This is a genomic window from Pseudomonas sp. CFBP 13719 (genome assembly GCF_014842095.1).
Taxonomy (GTDB): Bacteria; Pseudomonadota; Gammaproteobacteria; order Pseudomonadales; family Pseudomonadaceae; genus Aquipseudomonas.
The window spans coordinates 376,112-393,889 of sequence record NZ_JACYVB010000003.1; the positions used below are offsets into that span (position 1 = coordinate 376,112).

At 55.8% G+C, this 17,778-nt stretch carries 17 protein-coding genes and 1 pseudogene; 10 read left to right on the forward strand and 8 right to left on the reverse strand.

What is annotated here, in order from left to right; genetic code table 11:
* Positions 1 to 183 precede the first annotated feature (183 nt).
* Positions 184 to 1,077 (forward strand): LysR family transcriptional regulator, encoded by an 894-nt coding sequence (locus IFT57_RS12070; protein ID WP_122800858.1) that lies wholly within the window; start codon positions 184 to 186, stop codon positions 1,075 to 1,077.
* 183 nt (positions 1,078 to 1,260) lie between these two features.
* On the opposite strand, the gene IFT57_RS12075 is transcribed toward IFT57_RS12070, so the two are convergent.
* The 3 genes from IFT57_RS12075 to IFT57_RS12085 form a co-directional block, all read right to left on the reverse strand.
* Complete coding sequence (locus IFT57_RS12075) at positions 1,261 to 2,229, reverse strand: XdhC family protein (RefSeq protein WP_192151531.1); 969 nt, start codon at positions 2,227 to 2,229, stop codon at positions 1,261 to 1,263.
* A gap of 22 nt (positions 2,230 to 2,251) precedes the next feature.
* Positions 2,252 to 2,527, reverse strand: coding sequence for a hypothetical protein (locus IFT57_RS12080; RefSeq protein WP_122800860.1), 276 nt, complete (start codon positions 2,525 to 2,527; stop codon positions 2,252 to 2,254).
* A gap of 202 nt (positions 2,528 to 2,729) precedes the next feature.
* Positions 2,730 to 3,041: an antibiotic biosynthesis monooxygenase family protein gene (locus IFT57_RS12085; RefSeq protein WP_122800861.1), complete on the reverse strand. Its 312-nt coding sequence runs from the start codon at positions 3,039 to 3,041 to the stop codon at positions 2,730 to 2,732.
* A 565-nt stretch (positions 3,042 to 3,606) separates the two neighbouring features.
* Between IFT57_RS12085 and IFT57_RS12090 the strand changes: the two genes are divergently transcribed.
* The 5 genes and pseudogenes from IFT57_RS12090 to IFT57_RS12110 form a co-directional block, all read left to right on the forward strand.
* Positions 3,607 to 4,587: an aldo/keto reductase gene (locus tag IFT57_RS12090; RefSeq protein ID WP_192151532.1), complete on the forward strand. Its 981-nt coding sequence runs from the start codon at positions 3,607 to 3,609 to the stop codon at positions 4,585 to 4,587.
* Positions 4,588 to 4,871: 284 nt separating this feature from the next.
* Positions 4,872 to 5,495: an aldehyde dehydrogenase iron-sulfur subunit PaoA gene (paoA, locus tag IFT57_RS12095; RefSeq protein WP_244657329.1), complete on the forward strand. Its 624-nt coding sequence runs from the start codon at positions 4,872 to 4,874 to the stop codon at positions 5,493 to 5,495.
* Complete coding sequence (locus tag IFT57_RS12100) at positions 5,492 to 6,448, forward strand: FAD binding domain-containing protein (RefSeq protein WP_122800864.1); 957 nt, start codon at positions 5,492 to 5,494, stop codon at positions 6,446 to 6,448. Before paoA (IFT57_RS12095) ends, IFT57_RS12100 begins: the two co-directional genes overlap by 4 nt.
* Positions 6,445 to 8,643 carry an aldehyde oxidoreductase molybdenum-binding subunit PaoC gene (gene paoC / locus IFT57_RS12105; RefSeq protein ID WP_192151533.1) on the forward strand — a complete coding sequence of 733 codons (2,199 nt, stop codon included), beginning with the start codon at positions 6,445 to 6,447 and terminating at the stop codon, positions 8,641 to 8,643. The genes IFT57_RS12100 and paoC overlap by 4 nt, the downstream gene beginning before the upstream one ends.
* Before the next feature lie 98 nt (positions 8,644 to 8,741).
* Positions 8,742 to 8,897 (forward strand): annotated as a pseudogene (locus IFT57_RS12110) (twin-arginine translocase TatA/TatE family subunit); the annotation flags it as partial.
* 54 nt (positions 8,898 to 8,951) lie between these two features.
* Here IFT57_RS12110 and IFT57_RS12115 read toward each other — a convergent pair.
* The 5 genes from IFT57_RS12115 to IFT57_RS12135 all read right to left on the reverse strand — a co-directional run bounded on the left by IFT57_RS12115 (position 8,952) and on the right by IFT57_RS12135 (position 14,334).
* Positions 8,952 to 9,734 carry an isochorismatase family protein gene (locus IFT57_RS12115; protein WP_192151534.1) on the reverse strand — a complete coding sequence of 261 codons (783 nt, stop codon included), beginning with the start codon at positions 9,732 to 9,734 and terminating at the stop codon, positions 8,952 to 8,954.
* A gap of 114 nt (positions 9,735 to 9,848) precedes the next feature.
* Complete coding sequence (locus tag IFT57_RS12120) at positions 9,849 to 12,230, reverse strand: membrane-bound PQQ-dependent dehydrogenase, glucose/quinate/shikimate family (protein ID WP_192151535.1); 2,382 nt, start codon at positions 12,228 to 12,230, stop codon at positions 9,849 to 9,851.
* A 149-nt stretch (positions 12,231 to 12,379) separates the two neighbouring features.
* A complete protein-coding gene (locus IFT57_RS12125; protein ID WP_192151536.1) occupies positions 12,380 to 12,577 on the reverse strand; it encodes an SDR family NAD(P)-dependent oxidoreductase in 198 nt (65 codons plus the stop codon).
* Between the two features lie 15 nt (positions 12,578 to 12,592).
* A complete protein-coding gene (locus IFT57_RS12130) occupies positions 12,593 to 13,840 on the reverse strand; it encodes a multidrug effflux MFS transporter (RefSeq protein ID WP_342030347.1) in 1,248 nt (415 codons plus the stop codon).
* Positions 13,837 to 14,334 (reverse strand): DUF2255 family protein, encoded by a 498-nt coding sequence (locus IFT57_RS12135; protein WP_342030348.1) that lies wholly within the window; start codon positions 14,332 to 14,334, stop codon positions 13,837 to 13,839. Before IFT57_RS12135 ends, IFT57_RS12130 begins: the two co-directional genes overlap by 4 nt.
* 295 nt (positions 14,335 to 14,629) lie before the next feature.
* On the opposite strand from IFT57_RS12135, the gene IFT57_RS12140 reads away from it, so the two are divergent.
* From IFT57_RS12140 to IFT57_RS12155, 4 genes are all read left to right on the forward strand, one after another.
* Positions 14,630 to 15,121, forward strand: coding sequence for a (R)-mandelonitrile lyase (locus tag IFT57_RS12140; protein ID WP_192151537.1), 492 nt, complete (start codon positions 14,630 to 14,632; stop codon positions 15,119 to 15,121).
* Positions 15,118 to 15,906, forward strand: a complete 789-nt coding sequence (locus IFT57_RS12145) for a carboxymuconolactone decarboxylase family protein (RefSeq protein ID WP_192151538.1) — start codon at positions 15,118 to 15,120, stop codon at positions 15,904 to 15,906. The genes IFT57_RS12140 and IFT57_RS12145 overlap by 4 nt, the downstream gene beginning before the upstream one ends.
* A 226-nt stretch (positions 15,907 to 16,132) precedes the next feature.
* A complete protein-coding gene (gene paoA / locus IFT57_RS12150) occupies positions 16,133 to 16,801 on the forward strand; it encodes an aldehyde dehydrogenase iron-sulfur subunit PaoA (RefSeq protein ID WP_192151539.1) in 669 nt (222 codons plus the stop codon).
* Positions 16,798 to 17,778: an FAD binding domain-containing protein gene (locus tag IFT57_RS12155; RefSeq protein ID WP_192151540.1), complete on the forward strand. Its 981-nt coding sequence runs from the start codon at positions 16,798 to 16,800 to the stop codon at positions 17,776 to 17,778. The genes paoA (IFT57_RS12150) and IFT57_RS12155 overlap by 4 nt, the downstream gene beginning before the upstream one ends.

Here is a 17,778-nt window from a genome sequence, read left to right on the forward strand (position 1 = left end):
CGACACTTGTTTCTTGACGCCAACGGTAGGTAGGTGAACTCGCTGCAAAGTTTCAGTGCGATGCCCTGCTGTGGTAAACATCTGCGCCCCGGGCAGCAAAGGTAGCCCAGCTATGACTGTGATCTTACTAATAAAGCTGATTAGTGGGTATAATCCAAACCACCTCATGAACTGGACTCACCAATGCTTCGGGAAAATGCCAACGACCTGATTGCCTTTCTTGCGGTAGCCCGAGAACGTAGTTTCACCAAGGCGGCCGCTAAATTAGGCGTCTCACAATCTGCCCTAAGTCACACAGTCAGGGCGTTGGAGGCACGATTAGGATTGCGCCTGTTGATACGCACCACCCGCAGTGTATCGCCCACCGAAGCAGGCGAACGCTTGCTAAATAGAGTCGGCCCTCATTTCGAAGGAATCGAGCAAGAATTGGTGCTGCTCAGCGATCTGAGAGATACCCCCACTGGCAAAATCCGTATCAATGCCATGGAGTTTTCACTGGATTTGATACTGCGCCCCGCACTTAAGAAATTCTTATCTGAGTATCCGAATATCTCGGTCGAGGTTTGCTGCGACTACAACTTCGTAGACATCGCAGCGCAGGGATTTGATGCAGGCATCAGGCTCGGCGAAGACGTCGCTGAGGGTATGATTGCCACTCGGATTGGCCCGGATATCAGCATATCGGTAGTAGGGTCTCCTACCTATTTCACCAATCGTGAGTTACCGCATACGCCTCGCGATCTTGTACAGCATCAGTGTAATAATCTGCGCTTACCCACAAATGGTGGCCTGTACGCTTGGGAATTCGAAAAAGACGACGAGGTTCTCAATGTTCGTGTTTCAGGACAAATCACCTACAATAGTGTTTATCATTTACTGGACGCGGCACTGGACGGCTTTGGGCTGAGTTACGTGCCAACTGACCTCGTGGCCACTCACATTGCGAACGGTCGATTGATTAGCGTGCTCGATGACTGGAGCCGCAAATTTTCGGGTTTTCACCTTTACTATCCAAACCGACGCCAGCCATCTTCGGCATTTGCGCTCTTGGTAGACGCATTGCGCTACCGCGGCTAGTGATGTGCGTTATCGCTTTGTGATCGGGCATCATTGCCAGCCCCCCCCAGCCAGACTGACCCAAGCTCAGACCGCCGCGGCGGCCACCATTCTGGCGTTTTACGTGGGTTGGCCGAAAGTGATCGTTGCTATCCCTGTACCTAAGGAAGTCTTTGCTTCACCTAAGCACCGCTGATACGCCTGCTAGAGCGCGTGACGCTGTATACCGTTGGAGACTCGGAGGATATCAGCCATGACTGCCAAGGCGATTTCCGCTGGGGTCTTGCTACCTAATTGCAAGCCGATGGGCGCGTGGATCCTTTGCATACTGGCTTCATCAATGCCGCCAATCCTCGCCAGACGTTCAAATCGCTTGTTGCTGGTGCGCTGCGACCCCATGGCGCCGATGTAGAACGCCTGAGTGCGTACCGCTTCAAGCAGCGTGAGGTCGTCAAGGCGCGGATCATGTGTCAGCGCCACGACCGCGGTTGATGCATGGCAACCACCGTTGGCGATGTAGACCGCTGGCAGCACCTCATGGACCGCAACGCCCTGAAGGGTAAATGCACCCAATATTTCTTCCCTGGGCTCGCACAGGATCACCTCGTAACCCAATGCCAAGGCAAAGCTGGCGCAGTACTCTGCGACAGGCGAAAGCCCAGCCAGCAGCAAGCGCTGCACTGCGCCAATACGGATCGTGACCTGTTCTACTCCAACGTTGACTCTTGCTGTATCCATGCGACCAGAGTCAATGTCGCGGCGCTCAGTACCCAACAGCACTCGACGCGTGATCAGCCCTGCCCCGGCGAACGCCGCCTCGACGGCGGCAAGATGCGTGTCAGTTTCATCGTCCGGCGAAAAGTATTCGACAAGCACATCCAGAATGCCGCCGCATGGCAAGGCCAGGGTGGGCGCCAACCCTCCTTCGCCATAACGAACAACCTGGCTCACTGGGTTGAAGAAGTCGCCGCTGACGCGGTCGAGAAAATCATCCTCAACACAACCGCCAGACAGCGACCCGCGATGTTCACCGGAGCTCAGACAGACAAGCATCGCCCCAGGCCCACGCGGAGCCGAGCCGTAAGTAGCCAGCACAGTGCTAAGCCACACTGGCTTGCCCTGTGCGACCCATGCTCGGGCCTGCTGGATGACCTGCAGATCAAGCTGTTTCATGGCATCTATCCTTAACCGTCATCTACTTTTCCTTAGTGATCGGCAAGCTGCGAATGCGTTTCCCTGTGGCGTGGTGAACCGCATTCGCAATCGCTGCTGCCAGACCGATTTCACCGATATCCTGCTGACCGCATTGCACCATCCAGCCCGCACCAATCTCCGCGATGCGCAAAGGCTCGGCCGCTGCACTACCACCAGAGCCACCTCCGGCTCCAAAATCCAGGCCTGGGACAGCTGCAAAGGCAGTCATTGCGACCAAGGGGGTGCGTCTTGTCATCGCCATGTGGATCTTATCCACTTTAATGAATGCTCATGCTCGCAGATCAAACTCTGCGAACAAGAGGATATTCGTAAATGCCTTGATGAGCGGATTTCACAAACGCGCTAGTTCGCAGCGGTGGCGTCTGTCACCGCGATTCGCATCTGGTCACCCGAACTAAGTCCGTCGGGTCAACAAGGTCAGCCAACGGTTTAGATCTATGCCGTGTAGCAACTGCCCATTAATCGCTAAGAACGACGACCGACTGAGATGCAAGGCTTGCAAAGCAAAGGCTTGCGCCAGCCCCGATGAGATAATTAATCATCTGCAGCATAGGTGGACTTTTAAACGAGTCAGTCATCTGAGATTCACTTTCCCAATAGCCGGTGAGCCACCAAAGGTCGGACTCTTGCGTGCTTCGGGTCAGCGTGTAATCACGACACCCTGAAGCGTCTTGAAGACCTGCGACGTAAATCTGAGCGGTTTCTGCGAAACTCGAATTAGGTGCTTCGATGAGACGTATTTCCATGGTATTGATACATTCGATAGCCATTGGCTGATCCTGCTTGGTTGGCTCCACGCGAATCTAACGTCGACCCGACAACGCGACTATATCGCTAAGCCAACATATGCATATGAGCCGAACTCATGAATAGGACTAAGCTCTTAGAGTACGGGCCATTGGCGCTAGAGTCCCTGGTGTACGGATACAATTTGAAATCATTGCCAGCCGCCTGTCGTTGCTCGGTGAGCAGCCTTTAATGCCTTGCCACTTGATGCTGCCAACGTCTTAGTAAAAGTGAAATCCTGTGAGCGGTAGACACCAGGTTTGCGTCGCTCGAATCCAGACTGGGAGCGGATTCATGAGCAGAAGAGATAAGTGTTATGCCACATAAACACTTCTAAGGCCCGACCAGTTTGATTAGAATGATTTCTATTGATTTGTCTGTGCACAGTCTTACCAAGATTGCGCATCATTACTGAGCCCTGTTTAGTATTTCATGCTGGATGACCTGGTCACTCCCTAGAGCGCTAGGTATGAGTAGGAATATGAACGTCCTGGGGTAAAAACAATCCCGGCAAAGATGAATTCATTTAATCCATATAAGGAGACGCAAGTGGAAATCCGAAGAATTGGAAGTAGTGGGCTGGAAGTGTCGGCAATCGGCCTTGGCTGCATGGGACTGACTTTTGGGTACGGCCAAACCACTAATAAATCAGATGCAGTAAAGCTCATCCGCGCAGCTGTCGAGCAGGGCGTGACGCTATTCGACTCTGCCGAAGCCTATGGCCAAGCAAATGAGGAGATCGTTGGCGAAGCACTTCAGCCTTTTCGTGACCGTGTCGTTATCGCAACCAAATTTGGCTTCAAAGACGGAGTTGCTGGAGGTGGGTTGGACAGCAGACCTGAGCGCATTCGTTTAGTGGCAGAGAAGTCGCTCAAGCAATTGAAAACTGACCGCATTGACCTTTTCTATCAACATCGCGTGGATCCTAACGTACCAATTGAAGAGGTAGCCGGTGCCGTTCGTGACCTCATAAAAGAAGGCAAAGTCAAGTATTTTGGCATGTGCGAGGCCGGTGTGGATGCCATACGCCGCGCTCATGCTGTGCAACCGCTGTCTGCGCTTCAAAGCGAATACTCGATGTTTACCCGCGATCCGGAGGACGCGATCCTGCCCTTACTAGAGGAACTGGGCATCGGGTTCATCCCTTTCAGCCCGCTAGGCAAAGGATTTTTAACTGGGAAAATTGATGCTGGCACCACGTTTGGTGAAGGCGACGTACGCAGGAAGCTCCCGCGTTTTGCTGACGGCGCACGAGAAGCCAATCACAATTTGGTAAGTTTGATTGGTGAAATCGCCAAGCGAAAAGAGGCTACCCCGTCACAGGTTGCGTTGGCTTGGTTGCTCGCACAAAAGCCTTGGATAGCACCTATTCCAGGAACAACGAAATTGCATCGACTAGAAGAGAATATCGGCGGTGCCTCTTTAATCCTAAATCGAGCTGACATGGATGAACTCAATTCGGTTCTGGCCAACGTTCCGGTTCAGGGCGAACGCTACAACGTAGAAATGATGAAGTCCATTAATCGCTGAGCTTCAACTAGCGGCTGCGCGCCCTCCTCCCAAGCTAGCTGGAGAAAATCCTGGCGCGGGGCAAGATTCATTTGGTTTGAAGCAGATCAACAGGCTTCAGAACTCGTGCCCCGCGGCGATTCATGAATACCACACACAAGGCCATGTCGTTATTTGGCCAAGTCAAAGACGTCTGAAGTGGGTCATCCTAGAGATCGTGATTTCAAGCACCGTAGACGCCACTCACCTCTGCAGAGTGGCCTTTCCAATAGCGCAGGATGAGCTCAATGACCGACCATGACCTGATGTCGATCACACGACGCAAGTTTCTAATCATCGGCAGCGTAACCGCTGCCGCAATCGCCCTCCCCCCCTTCATTTCGCTCAAGGCCTTCGCGGCCAATAATAACCGTACCGTAACTGCTGACGTATCGTTGTTAGTCAACGGTACCCAGCATCAGCTGAACATGGATACTCGCACTTCTCTGCTCGACGCGCTGAGGGAACACCTCATGCTGACGGGCACCAAGAAGGGGTGTGACCATGGCCAATGCGGTGCCTGCACTGTTCTCGTAGACGGCCGACGCGTCAATTCATGCCTGAGCTTGGCGGTCATGCATGAGGGCTCCAAAGTCACCACCGTAGAGGGTCTCGGTTCACCAGAAAGTCTTCACCCTATGCAGGCGGCTTTTATCAAACATGACGGTTACCAATGCGGGTATTGCACCCCAGGCCAGATTTGCTCTGCGGTCGCTGTCCTCGATGAAATCCGTAGCGGCGTACCGAGCCACGTGACAGCGAACCTGATGGAAACGCCACAACTGATCGCGCGTGAGTTCCAGGAGCGCATGAGCGGCAACATCTGCCGCTGCGGTGCCTATTCCAACATCATCGAAGCCATGACAGAAGTTGCGGAGATGCCTGCATGATGCCTTTCAATTATGTACGCGCGCAGTCGCCAGCTCACGCTGCTGCCCAAGCTGCCAATACAAGTGGCGCCATGTTCATTGCAGGAGGCACTAACCTGCTAGATCTGATGAAGTTGGAGATTGAGACGCCATTTAGTCTTATTGATCTCAGTGGGCTGAGCCTGGATCGAATCGAGCCCACGCCAGAGGGCGGATTAAAGATTGGAGCGTTGGTTAGAAACACCGAATTAGCCACCGATCCACGAGTTCGAAAGGACTACGGCGTGCTGTCGAGAGCTTTGCTGGCCGGCGCTTCGGGGCAGCTTCGCAACATGGCAACGACCGCTGGCAACCTGCTCCAACGTACACGCTGCCCCTATTTCTACGACACCAATCAAGCCTGCAACAAACGAAAGCCTGGCAGCGGTTGTTCCGCTATTGGCGGGGTGACGCGTCAGTTGGGCATCATCGGCGTCAGCCAGGCCTGTATTGCTACTCACCCTAGCGATATGGCCGTAGCGATGCGTTTGCTGGACGCCAAAGTGGAGACCGTTCGCCCTGACGGTACGACCCGAACCATCGCTATTGCAGACCTCCATCGCCTTCCCGGAAACACACCGAATATCGAAACGACTCTTTCCCCCGGTGAGCTTATTACCGCGGTCACACTGCCAACACCGCTGGGAGGCAGCCATATTTATCAGAAGGTGCGTGACCGAGCGTCCTACGCCTTCGCATTGGTTTCGGTTGCTGCGGTGATACAAAAAGACGGTAGCGGACGAGTCGCTCTTGGCGGCGTAGCTCATAAACCTTGGCGTTTAGAAAGCGCAGAATCGCTTATGGCCAAGGGCGCAAGCGCGGTGACTGAAGTACTACTGTCCGGCGCTACACCGACTCACGAAAACGCATTCAAAATCACGCTGGTCGAGCGCACGCTGGCCTCGGTGATGGCACAGGCGAGGGAACAAGCATGAAGTTTGATACCCCAGCAGGCACCAACCCGATCGACCAACTGAAGGTCATTGGCAAGCCAACTGACAGGATTGACGGCCCCCTCAAGACAACCGGTCGTGCGCCCTACGCGTACGAATATCATCAGGCTGTACCCAATCAGGCCTATGGCGTCGTGGTTGGATCCGCAATCGCCAAGGGCCGGATCTCGTCCATGTCTGTGGGTGACGCAGAATCCGCGCCGGGGGTTATTTGCGTAGTCACTGCAGCTAATGCCGGGAAGCTCGGCAAAGGGCAATACAATACGGCAGTCCTGCTTGGCGGCCCGGACATTCAGCACTATCACCAAGCCGTTGCGTTGGTGGTTGCCGAAACGTTCGAGCAAGCCCGCGCAGCGGCCCAGTTGGTGAGGATTGATTACGCTCGTACCAACGGCGTGTTCGACCTCGCTGGCTCATACCGCTCAGGGGTGGAAGAGAAAGAACAGATGCCAGATGTGGTACATGGCGATTTCGAAGGCGCATTTGCCGCGGCAGCCGTTCAGCTGGACGAGACCTATACAACCCCGGATCAATCCCACGCTATGATGGAGCCATTCTCCTCCATGGCATCGTGGAAAGGCGACGAGCTCACCATTTGGACGTCCAATCAAATGATTGATTGGGCTGTCAGCGACGTGGCGACAACGCTCGGTGTTCCAAAGAATAAAGTACGTTTGATTTCGCCGTATGTAGGCGGAGGTTTTGGCGGCAAGCTTTTTGTAAGATCAGATGCAGTGCTTGCAGCGCTTGGCTCACTTATAGCTGGCAGACCGGTAAAGGTCGCCCTGCAAAGACCGTTGATCATCAACAACACTACGCATCGCCCAGCCACGATCCAACGTATACGCATCGGTGCTGGCCGCGACGGAAGGATTTCGGCAATTGCTCACGAAGGCTGGTCAGGTAATCTGCCTGACGGTAGGGTCGAGCGCGCTGCGCAGCCAAGCAAACTTCTATATGCAAGTGAAAACCGACTTGTATCGATGCGCTTGTCCACTCTCGACCTTCCTGAAGGCAACGCCATGCGTGCCCCAGGTGAAGCGCCTGGTCTTATGGCTCTGGAAATCGCAATGGACGAAATGGCGGAAAAACTGGCCATGGATCCCGTGGAGTTTCGTATCGCCAACGACACACAAGTTGATCCCACTGACCCTCGGCGGCCGTTTTCCCAACGTCACTTGGTCGAATGCCTGCGCACCGGAGCCGAGCGCTTTGGCTGGAACAAACGTCATTCAACGCCGGGCTCCCTGCGTGAGGGCCGTTGGCTGATCGGTATGGGGGTGGGCGTCGCATTCCGAAACAACAACCTGGTGAAGTCCGGGGCCAGGGTCAGACTTAATGGTCAGGGCATCGTCACAGTTGAAACGGACATGACGGACATTGGCACTGGAAGCTATACGATCATTGGTCAAACCGCCGCAGAGATGCTTGGCATTTCTTTGGACAAAGTTGTTGTGCGGCTGGGGGATTCCGCCTTTCCCGTATCAGCGGGCTCAGGCGGTCAGTTCGGTGCCAACTGCTCTACGGCAGGTGTGTACGCGGCGTGTATGAAATTACGTGAGGCGGTTGCTCAACGGTTGGGGTTGAGCAACGAGGATGCCGTTTTCAGCGATGGCTCAGTCCACTCGAACGGAAAAAGCATTCCATTGCGCGATGCCGCTCGTGGCGGAGAATTGGTGGCGGAGGACACTATCGAGTTTGCTGAGCTGAGCAAAAAGTATCAGCAGTCCACTTTTGGGGCTCACTTCGTTGAGGTAGCAGTTGATATTGCAACCGGTGAAACGCGCGTGCGTCGTATGCTCGCTGTCTGCGCTGCCGGGAGGATACTCAATCCAAAGTCAGCGCGCAGCCAAGTAATCGGCGCAATGACCATGGGTGTTGGGGCGGCCCTAATGGAAGAGCTCGCTGTAGACAAGCGGCTGGGCTTTTTTGTGAACCACGACCTTGCTGGGTACGAAGTCCCTGTTCATGCCGACATTCCTCACCAAGAGGTGATCTTCCTGGATGAGACCGATCCGGTCTCATCACCGATGAAAGCTAAAGGCGTTGGGGAGTTAGGTCTATGCGGCGTCAGCGCGGCGATAGCCAACGCGATCTACAACGCTAGCGGCGTAAGGCTGCGCGACTACCCAATGACTCTCGACAAAATAGTGGGCTCATTACCAAAAATGGCGTAGGTCGCCTACGAAAAGGCCCGCTCCCGACGGGGGCGGCAGAGATGTGAAACTTGTCTTCAGCAACAGACCTGCAGCAGCGAGCTCCTGAGGATTACGTAATGGGTGTTTTTGATTGGAAACATTGGATTGTAATACTGATCGTTGTGGTACTGGTGTTTGGCACCAAAAAACTTAAAGGCTTAGGCTCTGACGTGGGCGAATCGATCAAGGGATTCCGCGAAGCCATGAGTGATGACGAGACCGACTCTAAAACGCGTACTAAACATCGATGCCGACGCGTTCGGAAGGCTCGAAACTGGCCTTCCGATTTAATTAGTGTTTTGAATTTCTGAAAAGGCAGCCAGCACCGACGCCCCGGGCTCCTCAGAAAAGTTGGGCGACCACTTCGCGGCCAGGCTGATGATCGATGTGGTTACAGCACCCGCCAGCTCCATCTGGCGCAATACAGCAGACTCCGTGCGCGAGGAGGCGCTGCTAATGACGTCCACCGGGATATGCACTGTGTATCCCCCATCAATAGCCCCCAATGCTGACTCCAACACAGCGACCTCGCTCGCAAATCCGCAAATGATGAGCGTACTGCGCTTATTGTTGGCCAAGTTCGCAACCATCGCCTTGTCGGTGAAGCTTGGAGCTAGCAGGCGTTGGGAAGTGTTATGCGCATTGGAGTAGGCCCGCAGCTCCGGTATGAGTTCGCCGGGCTTCCCTTTAACGGGAACAAGCGAAAAAGTCATCGGAATGTGCAGCAGCTGTGCGATTTTTGCCAGGACGCCCGCGTTGGTTCGCAGGGCTGTTGGCGCGACTGACCGGCTTCCTTGCGTCAGTGCGTCTTGTAGATCAACAAATAGAATTTGCACCTCCTCAATCCGAGCCTCAAACCGGCTCATTGATGGACTAGTTTGACCAGTCGCCCCCAATGCGCCGGTGTTCTTAAGGTTATTGGGCTGGGCCATTGCGCGACTTGAGAAACCCGGTATCAAGGAAGCACCGAGCAATGCAGCGGTTATCTTGAGCAGCGATCGCCTTTCGCTGAGCTGGCCACCGAGGGCCTCTTTAGATCGATCAACATTGTTGCCGTGTGCATCACTCATCTACCAGACTCCGCACTGCCGGCTGCAACTTCAGCCGGGGTTTAGGTAAGTATTTGCCTGCGCTGCCAACTGAGCGTGTGGCTCACTCAGTTCATGTAGCGCAGGGTTCGCGCATCATCGAGGCAGTGCGTAGGCCACCACGTAATCCCCCTTTGAAGTCGTGGCAGAGTTTCCGCCCGCGCTGATAACCAGAAATTGCCTGCCGCTTTTCGGAGAGATGTAAGTCATCGGCGTTGCTTCCGCGCCAACAGGCAGGCGCCCTTTCCACAACTCCTTGCCGGTGCGCACGTCAAACGCGCGGATATAAAAGTCTTGCGACGCTGCAATGAACACCAGACCTGTAGAGGTTGTTATCGGCCCTCCACGTGTGGGCATGCCGATAGGCATGGGCAAGTGTGTGGCGATCCCCAGAGGACCAGTGTCTTCAGTTGTTCCTAGCGGCGTTGACCAAGCGACTTTGCGCGTTGCCAAATCGATAGCGCTGATTGTCCCATAGGGTGGCTCCTGGCAAGGAATGCCCAAGGGCGACAGGAAACGCCCCATCTCGATACCCCAGGGCGTGCCTGCCTGTGGAGCGTTACCCTCGTGGCCACCATTTTTTACGCTTGCTTCGTCGTAGGCTTTGCGGGGGATCATGCGATTCCAGATGGCAACCCGAGTGTCATTCACAATCAGATAGCCGAGGTTCTCAGCGATTGAAACCGAACCCCAATTCATACCACCCAGCCAGCTCGGGTATTGAATCGTCAGGCGCTCACTGGGCGGCGTGAACTCGCCCTCATAGCGTGCTTTACGAAACTCGATTCGGCAGATGAGTTGATCTATCGGCGTAAGGCCCCACATGCGCTTTTCACTGAGCGGCTCAGTGCCGATTGCTGGCATGCCTACTGAATAGGGCTGGGTCGGTGAACTGCGATCATCCGGTACACCCCCCTGAGGAACAGGGCGCTCCTCAACGCTGGCTATCGGAGTACCGGTGCGCCGGTCAAGCATGAAGATCTGCCCGCGCTTGGTCGTCTGGATCAACGCCGGCACCATAGCTCCATGGCCGTCCGGAACATCATAAAGGGCTGGCTGGGAGGGCACGTCATAGTCCCATAGATCGTGATGCACGGTCTGAAAGTGCCAGCGCTCACGGCCTGTAGCGATGTCAAGTGCGACGATGGACGACGAATACTGGTCATCGGCGGGAGATCTATGGCCGCCCCAGAAATCAGGCGTCGCGTTCCCCGTTGGCAGATAGATCAACCCCAACTCATCGTCAAACGCTGGTATCGACCACACGTTCGGAGTACCTGCCGTATAGCTCTGCCCTTCTGGAGGCTCGCGGGTAATTGCGGGGTTACCCAAGTCCCATGCCCAGACCAACGCACCGGATCGAACATCGAAAGCACGCACGACACCGGACGGCTCGCCCGTTTTCTGGTTGTCCCACACAAGCCCACCGACTACGACCAGGTCTCGGACAACGGTGGGTGCTGCGGTCGGAAAATAGAGCTCCTTGTCCGGGCTCCCCATGCCAATCCGCAAGCTGACGCTGCCATTGTCACCAAAACCTTTACAGGCTTCACCCGTTTGAGAGTCCACCGCGATTAAGCGGGCATCCACCGTGGTGGCGATGATCCGACGCGCGCAAGCTGCCACAGGCACTTGGGTGTCCGTCGCTGCTGCATCAGCGGTGTCCTCGTGATAACCCACACCACGACAGCGTGGGTACACGTTGTTGGCCTCAACCTTGGGATCATGGCGCCAGATCTCCTTCCCCGTCTCATCATCGAGGGCGAATAACTGGCTGGACTGAGTGCAGCCGTACAGCATGCCGTTGACGTGCAATGGCGTCACGACATGGGCCTCTTTAGCCCCCTTAGGAATCTCGCCCGTTCGGTATGTCCAGGCAACCTTGAGGTCAGCGACGTTCAGCGGGTTGAGCGTATCCAAAACAGCGTGCCGGGTGCCGGAAGGTGTACGCCCAAAGTGCCGCCAGTCGGCGGCAGGTTCGACGGTGCCAACCGCTTTACCGGGGACTGGACTCGGTGCAGCGTCAGCAGTCTGAATAGGCTGCGGCTGCAGTGCTGCATAGAATGTTCCCGCGAGCGCGACAGCAACAACAAACGCGCCAGCGTATGAAAGCCTGTCCACAAAAGGCGTGCCACCAGAAAGTAGCTTCGGTGTGCCTAGCAGTATCAGGAAAGCCAAGGCAGCTAGCGCCATCAACCTTGAAAACAGCGGCCAAAATGCGAAACCTACGTCCCATACCGACCATGCTATAGACGCAACGAACACGGCAAGATAAAGAGACGCTCCTGACAGACGCCCACGTAAAAGAAGTCCCCCGGATGCGGTCATTCCCAAGCCTGCCACGGCAAAGTACCAGGAGCCTCCCAACGTAATCAGATAGATGCCAGCAATGAGCATGAACACCCCTGGGAGCAAGGTAATTACGCCCAGTGCGATAAGCAGTGCACGGGGTGTCCTGGACAGCTTCATTTCTGGCATAGATCATTTCCTTGATACTGGGGAGAGCGTTGGCACTCGTGGCATTGAATTGCTACAAGTGGGCGTGGCGAAGCTCGGAGGTCAACGCATGATGAAACCGCCGTCCACAGAAATGGATTGCCCGTTCACATAGCTTGAGGAAACGCTGCTCAACCATCGCAGCAGAGGCCAATAGCCTTATGGCCGGCGGCAACAAGCGCTTCAGCTTTGGCCTGTGCGGCTTCGCCATTGACGTCTACAACGGCAACAGCCGCTCCCGCCTCAGCGAACGCGTTGGCAGTTGCCCAACCAATTCCAGAGGCAGCACCTGTGACCAGTGCAACTTGGTTTTCAAATGAAAAACTCATCGAAGATCCTCAACTTTAAAGGTGATCAGATACAGGACGTGCCCACAGCACGCAGGCTGCGGCGAGCAGACAGCCAAAGCCACACATGCCCACGACCGAGCCCATGGGCCAGGGAGTGCCATCGGCAAACCGTGCCACCAGTGCTGAGCCCAAAATGCCGGCTCCGTACTGCATAGCGCCGGCGAGTGCTGATGCAGTGCCAGAAAACTGGGGAAGGCAGTTCAGTGCCCCCGTAATGGCGTTGGCGAGAACAAAGCCTGTGGCGGTGACGAACACGAAACAGCCACAGATGAGCAGCGGCAGTCCGCCCCAATCGGCCCAGGTGGTGAATGCGATCAAGGCTCCGGAACTGGCCGAGATGATCCCGCCCACAAACAGCACTGCGTCGGCGTCATAGCGATTGAGCAATCGAGCATTGAGTTGATTGGTGACCATAAGCCCAACGATGCCGGCGCCGAACAGCGCGCCGTACCACTGCGGATCAACATGGTGGTAAGCGATGTACGCAAAGGGCGAGCCCGCGATGTAGGCGAAAGTACCCGCGTAGAAAAACCCGCCAGTGGCAACGTAGGCCAGAAACCTGGGCGTGCGCAGCAGCAATCCATAGCGCTGGATGATGGTTTGTAGCGAAGTGTGGCTGCGCCGGGTGGCGGGTAAGGTTTCGGGTAAAAGTACCAGGCTAGCTAGCGTGGCCACCCCCAGCACTACCAGTGTCCAGAAGATGGCTTGCCAGGAAAACAGCTGCAAAATCTGCCCGCCGACCGTAGGGCCCGCCAGTGGCGCGACCGCCATGATGGTCATCAAAGTGGACATTTTCTGGCCGGCTTGGCGGCCTTCATAAAGGTCACGCACCATGGCGCGGGCAAGAACCACGTTGGCGCAAGCTCCCAATGCCTGCACCACACGCCAGACGACCAGGGTGGTGCCATCACCGGCCAGCGCACAGCCGGCGGATCCGGCGATGAAGAGCAAGCAGCCAAGCGCTACAGGCAGCCTTCGGCCATAGCGGTCACTGAACGGCCCCCAGAACAGTTGCCCTGCGCTGAACCCAGCCAGGTAGCCGCTCACGGTCAGCGCCATCGTGCCGCCGTCTGTGTGTAAAGAGGTCGCCATAATTGGCATTGCTGGCAAATAGAGGTCGGTAGAAATCGACGCGAAGGCCAACAAGGCGCTAAGGATCAACAGAATACGGATGCCGTGCCGCGGTTCATCTCCCGTTTGAGTTTCTCGGGAGCGAGGGTCAGCCAATGCGATATCTCTCACTGAGCACCACCTGCAGGCAAAATTCGAACAGTGGCCGCTCGCGAGCGCTCGCTAATCATAGGAGCGAGATAGCTGCTGGTGCTGTACTTGGCTCGGTAGGCGTCGTCGATACGATCATTTAAGGCACCGCTAACCGGTTCAAACTTGACGTCGATCGTCTTACCGGCTGTGTTAATCCTACCGGCCCTTTGTTTAATTGCCGCCTGGTACCAACGAGATTGAACACCATTGTAAGCACGCACATAGAGGTCACCTTCCACTGCAACGCACCACATAAAGGTGGGCGTTCCGTAGTTCACCATGTCCTCTCTAAATACTGAGATATGCAAATCGTCTGCTTTGACGATACTGCCAAGCTCGCGCTGATCCCACCTCATAGATACCTCCTTTTGCTGCGAGCTGCCGACCGTTTCCGCGCTCTTGGCGTCAGTGCTGATGCCACTGCAGATAAATAATGTGCTCAATGCCATGCCTGGAAGTAGTCGTGTACTCACACTTGAATCCTCCCCAGCTTCGGTCAGCGGTGGCTGATATACGTCAAAAATTCGAGTGTGTTAAAGCTAATCACTGAGACAGCCCTCGAATACTGGGCATAGGCGGGATGTGCTGATGAGTAGAGCTCATGAATTTCTGAGGAAGGCGAGATAGAGCGGCTGTCCCGAACGCCGTCCCTATGAAGAAGGATTGCTGAGTTCAGCTCATTGGATCATGTTGGTTTTGGCCAGTAGTGCAGAAGCGGATCCTGATCTAGTTTGTGTACCTGACCGCCGACTCAGCAGGAGCTTGTCCATGAGAGGAATCATCAAAACGTCTTTGCTGGCCGTAATGTTAGCTACGGCAGTGTCTGCTCATAGCGCCGATATCTCGAAAGACCAGATCATGGCTGTCACCCGAAATGGTGAACAATCTTCGATGATGGGAGCGCCAACCAACTTCGTTGGAAACGCGCGCATCGATCCACTCTTTGCGGCGCGCGCACCATCGACTGTCTCCGCAGGCGCAGTCACCTTTCAGCATGGAGCACGATCCGCCTGGCATACCCACCCGAAAGGACAAACGCTGATCGTCACGGCAGGTACCGGTTGGGTACAGCAAGTAGGCGGTGAGAAGATCGTTATCAAATCGGGCGACGTTATCTGGACGCCGCCCGGCATCAAACATTGGCATGGGGCTACCGCGACTACGGGGATGACTCATATGGCCATTCAGGAAGCCGTCGAAGGGAAAAACGTGGAGTGGATGGAGTTGGTCAGCGATGCGCAATACGAGGCATCCCGATGAGCTGGGCAAAAGCAGGCGTCGCCTGCCTCACCCTGCTACTGGCCGCGTGCTCGACCACAGACTCCATGTCCACACATCGCTCTCCAGCAGTGCCGACACTGGATGACATGCGTGCGGTATCTCCCGCACTGGCTCACAACACCGAGACCACCCTGCTGGGTGAGGTGTGGAAACGCCCGGGCTTATCGCCCCGTGATCGCAGCCTCGTCACGATTGCGGTGCTGATTTCCAAGCAGCAGACGGTCGAGTTGGCGTATCACCTGAATCTGGCACTGGACAATGGCGTCAAGCCTTCGGAGATTTCCGAAGTCATCAACCACCTGGCGTTCTACACCGGCTGGGGTAACGCGACCGCTACGATTCTTGTCACCAAAGAGGTGTTCATCAGGCGCGGGATCACGCCAGATCAATTGCCGCCTGTCTCACCTCCTCTGCTGCCTATCGACCCGGCTTCCGAAAAGGTTCGTACGGCGTATGTCGATAAGAACGTAGGGCCTGTGTCCGCGGGTCTTGTCCACTACACCAGTGCCTCTCTGTTTCACGACTTGTGGTTACGCCCAGGCCTGGCGCCACGTGATCGAAGCATGGTTACCGTGAGCGCCCTGATCGCCACGGGACAAGTGGCTCAGCTGGCCGCTCACCTTAATCGTGCGATGGATAACGGACTAACGCAGGCTCAAGCCTCGGAAATGTTGACTCAGCTGGCGTTCTACGCCGGGTGGCCGAACGTGTTCACGGCTGTCCCGGTGGTCAGTGATGTATTCGTTAGCCGAGAAAAAACTTGAGAGTGCTGAGTGCTGAGTGCTGAGTGCTGAGTGCTGAGTGCTGAGCGCGACTCATGGTTTTATTCTTGAAATCGCAGTTATCAGCCAGAACGCAGTGCCATAGGCTCCCATACTGAAAAAATTTACGGCACTGCATCCAGACATTGCTCCCACATTAGACGTGCACCCGTGGATCGCCATTAACAGCCACCCGCTCCAGCCACACATATTGCGAATGGAGACGTTCATGAACTCTGAAAATCCCACCGCATCCAGAGCGGGAATAGAAATGTCCCGCCGACAAGTGCTCATTGGCACCGCAGGCACCGCCGTCACTGCTGTCTTAGCAAAGGTCGAGAGTGCCCAAGCCACTGCCGACATCAAATCAATAGCGCAAACTCCGCCAGTCACCCATGTCACGTTTACCCTGAATGGGCGACGAGTCGCCCTGGATGTCGACAACCGCACCACGCTTCTGGATGCCCTTCGAGAAAGGCTGCATCTGACGGGCAGCAAGAAAGGCTGTGACCACGGCCAGTGCGGCGCCTGTACGGTGATCGTCGAGGGCCGACGAATCAACGCGTGCCTGACACTTGCGGTCATGCACGAAGGCGACAGCATCACCACCATTGAAGGCCTAGGTACTTCGGACAACCTGCACCCATTGCAATCAGCGTTCATCAAGCATGACGGATACCAGTGCGGGTACTGCACGCCTGGCCAGATCTGCTCGGCAGTCGCGATGCTTGAAGAAATAAAAGCCGGCATACCCAGTCACGTCAGCAGTGATTTGATCGCCGGGAGCACCGTCAGCGCCGTCGAGATCCGGGAGCGCATGAGTGGGAATATTTGCCGCTGCGGTGCGTACTCCAACATCGTCGATGCCATCCTGGAATCAGCAGGAGGCGAGGCATGAAGTCCTTCACGTACGAACGCGCCGCATCTATGCAGCAAGCGGTTAACGCTTGCGTAAGCCACGAGGGAGCCCGATTCATCGCCGGTGGTACCAATTTGCTCGATCTGATGAAACTGGAGATCGAGACCCCGCAGCACCTGATTGATGTGAACGGCTTGGCGCTCGACAAGATTACCGCCACGAAGGAAGGCGGGCTAAGGATTGGCGCCATGGTGCGCAACACCGATCTGGCGGCTGCGCCTGAGGTGCGTCGAGACTATGCCGTCCTGTCGAGGGCGCTGCTAGCGGGCGCGTCAGGACAATTACGCAACAAAGCCACGACGGCAGGCAATCTGTTGCAACGTACTCGATGTGCGTATTTCTACGACACTAATCAACCTTGCAACAAGCGTCGCCCGGGAACTGGCTGCTCTGCAATGGGCGGTGCCAGTCGGCAACAAGCGGTCATAGGTGTCAGCGATGCCTGCATTGCCAGCCATCCCAGCGACATGGCGGTGGCGATGCGCGCATTGGGCGCCAAGGTAGAAACACTCAATTCAGACGGCCACGTCAGAACGATTGAGATCGAGCACCTCTACAGTGCTCCCGGGAGCACTCCTCATATCGAAAACATCCTCGGGCCAGGCGAGCTGATTACCGCTGTGACCTTGCCTAAGCCTGTTGGCGGCGAGCACATCTACTACAAGGTTCGTGACCGTGCGTCTTATGCGTTTGCGCTGGTTTCAGTCGCTGCGATCGTGCTGCCCGATGGGACGGGGCAACTAGCCCTTGGGGGTGTCTCATACAAGCCCTGGCGAAGTGAAGCGGCCGACGCTTTTCTGCCTAACGGCGCTAAAGCCGTAGCAGCACAGTTGCTGGCTGGCGCTAACCCAACTGCGCAGAACGCTTTCAAAATCAAACTGGCAGAACGGACGATTGGTCTGGCCTTGTCCAGCTCGCCTTCTTCACAACGGCCTCGCACGGCTGCGGTCGATTGA

Coding starts and splice junctions, on each gene's coding strand:
- IFT57_RS12115 (WP_192151534.1), bottom strand. CDS start 9,734: ATGAGTGATGCACACGGCAACAATGTTGATCGATCTAAAGAGGCCCTC.
- IFT57_RS12100 (WP_122800864.1), top strand. CDS start 5,492: ATGATGCCTTTCAATTATGTACGCGCGCAGTCGCCAGCTCACGCTGCT.
- IFT57_RS12155 (WP_192151540.1), top strand. CDS start 16,798: ATGAAGTCCTTCACGTACGAACGCGCCGCATCTATGCAGCAAGCGGTT.
- IFT57_RS12070 (WP_122800858.1), top strand. CDS start 184: ATGCTTCGGGAAAATGCCAACGACCTGATTGCCTTTCTTGCGGTAGCC.
- IFT57_RS12140 (WP_192151537.1), top strand. CDS start 14,630: ATGAGAGGAATCATCAAAACGTCTTTGCTGGCCGTAATGTTAGCTACG.
- IFT57_RS12075 (WP_192151531.1), bottom strand. CDS start 2,229: ATGAAACAGCTTGATCTGCAGGTCATCCAGCAGGCCCGAGCATGGGTC.
- paoA (WP_192151539.1), top strand. CDS start 16,133: ATGAACTCTGAAAATCCCACCGCATCCAGAGCGGGAATAGAAATGTCC.
- IFT57_RS12120 (WP_192151535.1), bottom strand. CDS start 12,230: ATGCCAGAAATGAAGCTGTCCAGGACACCCCGTGCACTGCTTATCGCA.
- IFT57_RS12125 (WP_192151536.1), bottom strand. CDS start 12,577: ATGAGTTTTTCATTTGAAAACCAAGTTGCACTGGTCACAGGTGCTGCC.
- paoC (WP_192151533.1), top strand. CDS start 6,445: ATGAAGTTTGATACCCCAGCAGGCACCAACCCGATCGACCAACTGAAG.
- IFT57_RS12085 (WP_122800861.1), bottom strand. CDS start 3,041: ATGGCTATCGAATGTATCAATACCATGGAAATACGTCTCATCGAAGCA.
- IFT57_RS12145 (WP_192151538.1), top strand. CDS start 15,118: ATGAGCTGGGCAAAAGCAGGCGTCGCCTGCCTCACCCTGCTACTGGCC.
- paoA (WP_244657329.1), top strand. CDS start 4,872: ATGTCGATCACACGACGCAAGTTTCTAATCATCGGCAGCGTAACCGCT.